We start from the raw sequence: 351 nt of genomic DNA, 5'->3' as shown, positions 1-351 counted from the left end.
ATATCATTTCAGGCTTTTTTATCATTTTTGACTTGGAATAGGAGAAAGATTTCAAAAAGTCAAAAAACTAATTGACAGGCTCTTAAATAGAATGCTATTATAATCTTCTTTGGAAAAAGGAGGGAAAAGCATTGATTAAAGTCGAGGGAATTAATAAGTCCTTTAAGGTTGCTAAAAGGACAGCAGGTTTGGCAGCAGGTTTGAAAGCGCTCATACACCGAGAACATACGATGGTTCATGCATTAAATGATGTGAGTTTTACGATAAAGCCTGGAGAAATTGTTGGTTATATCGGTCCAAATGGAGCAGGGAAATCAACGACAATAAAAGTGATGAGCGGTATTTTAGTTC

At 35.6% G+C, this 351-nt stretch carries 1 pseudogene; it reads left to right on the top strand.

Annotated features, from left to right (window positions below):
- Window positions 1-254: 254 nt before the first annotated feature.
- A pseudogene (locus RTL21_RS23305) lies at window positions 255-351 on the top strand (ATP-binding cassette domain-containing protein); the annotation flags it as partial.

It is taken from the genome of Niallia sp., assembly GCF_031978665.1.
Classification (GTDB): domain Bacteria; phylum Bacillota; class Bacilli; order Bacillales; family Cytobacillaceae; genus Niallia.
This window is presented reverse-complemented; position numbering and strand designations above follow the sequence as displayed.